Source organism: Komagataeibacter xylinus NBRC 15237 (genome assembly GCF_001571345.1).
In the GTDB taxonomy this organism is placed as follows: Bacteria; Pseudomonadota; Alphaproteobacteria; order Acetobacterales; family Acetobacteraceae; genus Komagataeibacter; species Komagataeibacter xylinus.
Genome location: NZ_BCTP01000092.1, coordinates 1 through 5,215, shown reverse-complemented (window position 1 = coordinate 5,215; position 5,215 = coordinate 1). Strand labels below are relative to the sequence as shown.

Annotated in this window: 4 protein-coding genes and 2 pseudogenes; 4 read left to right on the top strand and 2 right to left on the bottom strand. The window is 53.8% G+C overall.

Translation table 11 applies throughout. The features are described from left to right. Positions 1-810, bottom strand: an 810-nt coding sequence (locus GXY01S_RS16280; protein ID WP_174520994.1) for a TonB-dependent receptor, incomplete at its 3' end; no start/stop codon positions are given. A 475-nt stretch (positions 811-1,285) separates the two neighbouring features. On the opposite strand from GXY01S_RS16280, the gene exbB reads away from it, so the two are divergent. Continuing rightward, positions 1,286-2,023: a tonB-system energizer ExbB gene (exbB, locus tag GXY01S_RS16275; protein ID WP_061276800.1), complete on the top strand. Its 738-nt coding sequence runs from the start codon at positions 1,286-1,288 to the stop codon at positions 2,021-2,023. Then, positions 2,007-2,279: pseudogene (locus GXY01S_RS16270) on the top strand (biopolymer transporter ExbD); the annotation flags it as partial. The gene exbB and the pseudogene GXY01S_RS16270, both read left to right, overlap by 17 nt. Before the next feature lie 212 nt (positions 2,280-2,491). On the opposite strand, the pseudogene GXY01S_RS16265 reads toward GXY01S_RS16270, so the two are convergent. Then, a pseudogene (locus GXY01S_RS16265) lies at positions 2,492-3,242 on the bottom strand (IS5 family transposase); the annotation flags it as partial. 496 nt (positions 3,243-3,738) lie between these two features. Between GXY01S_RS16265 and GXY01S_RS17735 the strand changes: the two are divergent. Together GXY01S_RS17735 and GXY01S_RS17730 are read left to right on the top strand one after the other, a co-directional pair. Beyond that, complete coding sequence (locus tag GXY01S_RS17735) at positions 3,739-4,569, top strand: MurR/RpiR family transcriptional regulator (protein WP_082770959.1); 831 nt, start codon at positions 3,739-3,741, stop codon at positions 4,567-4,569. Positions 4,570-4,608: 39 nt separating this feature from the next. Continuing rightward, positions 4,609-5,215: TonB-dependent receptor plug domain-containing protein (locus tag GXY01S_RS17730; RefSeq protein WP_255210492.1), on the top strand; the 607-nt coding region annotated here is incomplete at its 3' end.

The window sequence follows — 5,215 nt, the reverse complement described above, 5'->3', positions numbered from 1 at the left end:
CAGGTGCCACGAGGTCTTGCTGCGCAGCCCCACGCCAAAATCGACCGCGGCACCGTAGCGGTTCGATGTCACGTTATCGCGGTCAACCACATCCTGTTTGTTGAACATGCCATTGATGCGAATGGCCATGTCCTCATTGATCTGGTAGTTGATGTCGCCCACGCCGCGAAAGAGCGGCCCGCTGCCAAAAGTCTGGTCATAGCTGTAGCTGTTGCCCGCATGGGCGTGTTTCTGGCTCTGGTTGATGACACCGCCCACATTGCCCGCGCCGAAATATTCGCCCGATGGGCCTTTGATGACCTCGACGCTCTCGGTATTGAACGTATCGCGCGTATAGGTGCCAAAATCACGCAGGCCATCGGTATAGATATCCTGACGCGCCTGCAGCCCGCGAATGCGGAACTGGTCGCCATTCAGGCCGCCCGCGCCCTCGCCGGTGGAAAGGGTAATGCCCGGCACGTTGGTCAGCGCCTGGTCGAGCGTGAAGGCGCGCTGCTGCTTGATCAGTTCCTGCGGCACGACGGTAATGGTCTGGGGCGTATCGCGCACGCTGGCGGGCATGCGCGCGATATGCAGGGTCTCGCTATTGGTGTTGCCCGATTCAATGCCCGCATCTGCATCTTGTGCCGTACCGCCCACGCGCACGGCGGAAAGTTTGATGGTGCTGTCGGCTGTATCAGTCGGTGCGGGCGGGGCATCGGCATGGGCTTCATCCGCGCCCGCGCCGAGGCCGACCGACATGCCCAGCGCCACGGCAACGCGAAGCCCGTGCCCTTGTGCTCTGGCGGGGGAGAGTTCTGGCTGGCTCAATTCACCACTCCTGTTGCACCCTGATCGTGGGTGCGTTGCTTGATTATGATGACGGAAACGGATGTTTTGATAATTACTCGCAACACGATATGCAAATAATTATCATTATTATAACAAAGAACAGAGTGAAGTGTTGCTTGATTTCAACATGAACCTGTAAAGAATAAATGCACGGAAATCATGAAATAATATGTAATGATAGCATGAGGCAGGTGCCAGGAAACGTAAAGAGACTTGTATTATCAAAGGCAATGTAGCGATCAGGGCCGTGGCATGACGGGTGCCGGTGCTACGGCATCAACAATTGATATTAATTATCACTTGCATAATGTGCCGGAATTTGCCATCTGCTGGTGCGGCATGCCCCTGCGGGCGCGGGCGTGCTGTTCCGTTGTGTCAGGCATGATCGTGTTTCCTGACCGGCAGGCATACATGCCGTTATTGTATTCATAGCGTAAAAAGCCAGGATTTATTTATGCCACGAGTCCTTTCCGCGGCCATGTCATTCTCCGCGTGGGAGATGTTTGTGAATGCGGGGTCCGTGGTGCGCGGCGTCATGCTTGTGCTCGTCGCATGTAGCCTCGTCACATGGACTATCCTGATTGCCAAAACCGTCGAACTCCTGCTGGCGCGCAGGCAGATGCGCCGCGCCGTCGCTGCATTGGATGAATGCGCATCGGTGGCGGATAGCGCTGATGGCGCGCCCGCCTGCCGCATTGCCCGCACCCTGCTTGCAGCAGTGCAGGCCGAGCGCAGGCAGTCGCGCGATATCGAGAGTGATGCGGAGGGGATGAAGGAACGCATCACGCTGCATCTTGAACGACTGGAGGCTGCCGAGGGGCGGCGGTTCATGTGCGGCACCGGCCTGCTGGCCACCATTGGCGCGACTGCCCCCTTTATCGGGCTGTTTGGCACGGTGTGGGGCATCATGAGCGCCTTTACCGGCATTGCGGCCAGCCGGGCCACGAGCCTTGCGGTCGTGGCCCCCGGCATTGCCGAGGCCCTGCTGGCCACGGCACTCGGCCTTGTTGCCGCCATACCGGCGGTGGTGATCTATAACCATATCATGCGCCAGTCGGTAGGGTGCCGGGCGCAGGTGGCCGATCTCACCGCGCTGGTCATGCGCCTGGTCTCGCGCGATCTGGGGCGCGCGGCGCAGGGCGATGCCGTGCTGCGCGGCTACGCCCTGCATGATGCCCGCGCCACGCCCTGATGCCCCGGTCTTCCTCACCGTAAAGGCCGATCACGGGCTGGCATTGGGCGAGACTAACGTGACAGAAGACAGCCTGCCCGACGCCCTTGCCGCCACAACGCAGGGCAATCGTGACGCGCGCATTCTCCTGCGGGCGGATAAAACCGTGGATTACGGCACGCTGATGGGCGTGATGGACCAGCTGCGTGCTGCGGGCTACCTCAAGGTTGCGGTGGTCAATCTGCAAAAGACGGGTGAGGGGAGTATGGCACCCTGATGCCCCGCGTTTTTCAATCTCATGATGCGACAGCTTCCTTTGCGCCATGGCATGCCTCCAGCCTGCGGCACGCTGACAGGCGCGCCAGGCTGGTATGGGGCGCGTCGCTGCTGGTGGTTTTGGGCGGCCTGGCGGGTGCGACATGGGGGGTGACGTGCCAGAAGGCCCGCCTGCGGCCATTGCCATTGACCTGGCCACAAGAGCCTGAAACAGAAAGCGGTTTGATTGATTGCCCTTAGCATTTCGCGAATATGGCGGATCATCAACCACGCGCAGGATGACGAAACTGTTGCCTCGATATCCTTCGTGAGACGGCAGCAGCGTTAGAGCCATGCAAAGCTGCGTTCCCCGATCCAGCGTTTCGTCAGGACGATGAAGCCTTCGGCCCGATCGCCGCGCTTGAAGATTTCGATCGTCCATTGGCCACGTTCAGCCAGCGCACGACGCAACGTCTTGCCAGCATACCTGCCGTCACGATCCTGAACGTCGGCGGGATGTACGACAGCTGCCACGACATGACCCAATGTGTCGGTCGTGATGTGCTGCTTGCGGCCCCTGATTTTCTTGCCCGCGTCATAACCGCGTGGGCCGCCGTTTTCAGCGGTTTTAACCGACTGGCTGTCAAAAATACCCACCCAAGGCGTAGCGTCTCGGCCGTCCTGCTCACGCGACAGGGTCACGAGAATATGGTTCATGGTTTCCCATTGTCCCTCGCGGATCCAGCGGCAGAAATAGCCCTGCAGGGTCGTTAAGGCTGGAAAGTGACGAGGCGATTGTCGCCATTGACAACCCGTGGTGACGGTATGGAGGATTGCCTGCATGACCCGGCACAAATCCGTACGTCATGGTCTCCCCAATCGCTTCCTTTCGGGCATCAGCGCCCACTTCGCATCGTGAAGGTCGCTTGGCATACTCAAGATCGTCCCTTTGATACTACGCGCGGCTGATTCCAGTCCAGACCATCTTGAGCTCACCAGGTTCTTGCAAAACCATGAATCATAACCTGCTAAAATCACTCAACTCATTTTTGGTCAGACACTAAGGGCAGACGGACGCGGTCTGCTCTTGGGGCCGGTTTGTCTTTATCTGCCATTGAATGCTGCCTGTGTTGGCAGGCTTTGCGTGGCAGCGGGATTTATCGACGCCCGGTAATCCTGCCTGAAGTGGGGGACTGAAACATATGTGCACGCAGATGGGTATGAGGAAAATGCCACACAATGCGTGTCGAAACGGATGTGCTGGACTAGCATCAGACTGCGTAAAGCATTGATATGGATGTTATAATATAGTTTTTTGCCGATTCCATTAATTGGTTTTCAAAAACACGAATTTATTTGACTCTGTGATTTTTAAAACATATTGTTTCGAGAATGCATCTATATGTGTTTCCAGATCAGAAGCCATGTTGATGTGATCTTAACCAATAACGTCAACAAAATAACATTTGGCGGTACAGATAATGTCAGTAAAAGAAGAGATAATATCGAAGGGAAAGTCTTTGACGCGGGCAGAGCTGAAAGTTCTGCGTGCCATTGTCGATTATTATCCAAAATCTGTACTGGGAACTATGTCATCAATCGCGATGATTTCCAATGTCAGCCTGCCAACTGTTTCAAGGACAATAACAAAATTAGGTTACGAAAATTATGATATTTTCCGTAGGGCGGTCGTTGATGAAGTAGGAGGAGAAATATTCTCGCCTTTACGTTCGTTGAAAACCCAGCCTTCAGATCAGGATGATATCGCCTCCTCGCAAAAAACATTTTTGTCTGATCTGTTTACAATACTGAATGATTTCAAGGATGGACAGCTTCCGGAGTCCCTGCAGCGCGCGGTAGCAATGATTGTAGACGAAAAAAGAACAGTCTATTGCATGGGCGGGCGGGCAAGCCGTCATCTGGCATCGTTGGCCTGCCATTACTTTAGGCTGGTCAGGCCGCGCGTGATATCCATATTTTCGCAATTTGATGAAGAATACATGGCTGATGTTCAAAAAGAGGACATCCTGGTCGTATTTGACTACAGAAGATATCAATCCAGTACTATTGATGTCGCGCAATTTTTTCATAATAAAAAAGCAAGAATAATATTATTTACAGATACATGGCAGTCTCCAATATCAAAATTTTCCGATATTGTTTTTAGTGCGCATATAGAACTGAGTTCTCCTTTGGGAACAATGGTTCCAGGCCTGATACAGGTAGAAATGCTTGCTGCAGCCCTTCTATCTGAAACAAGAAGCAATGTTGCCGGACGTATGCAGGAAATAGAAGAGATACCGAATCGTTAGTATAATAAATATATGAAATGTAAATGTGTGGAGAAAGACATGAATTACTGGATCAGATGTCATCCCAGGCTAAAACTTGCCATGGTTCTGATGTTGTGTGCTTCCGAGAATGTCTTTTTTCCCGGGGCTGTATATGGCGCGGAGACAAAGCAGGGGAAGCATACACGCGCCTCTGGTAGCAATACATCGCATAATGTCGATAAGCCTGAATCACTGAGCGTTTCAGCATCACGTACCCTTCATGAAGGCCCGGAGCACACCCTCTCGCGCGCAAAGATGGATATCGCGGTGCCCGGAACAAGTCCTTTGCAAATACTTTCAGCAACGACACCGGGTGTTAGCTTTACATCTGATGATCCATTCGGGTTGGATACATGGGCAAATACATTATACGTCCGTGGCTTCAACCAGAGCCAGATCGATGCGACACTTGATGGTATTCCCATGGGAGATCAGGCATTTCAGGAATATAATGGCCTGGATGTCAACGAGGCCATCATACAGGATAATATTTCAAGTATGTCGCTTTCGCAGGGTGGTGGCGCGCTCGATGTACCTTCGACAACAACACTGGGTGGTGCACTGACCTATCATTCTTCAGACCCGGATGATGTGATGGGAGGAACCGTCTCACAGACATTTGGCA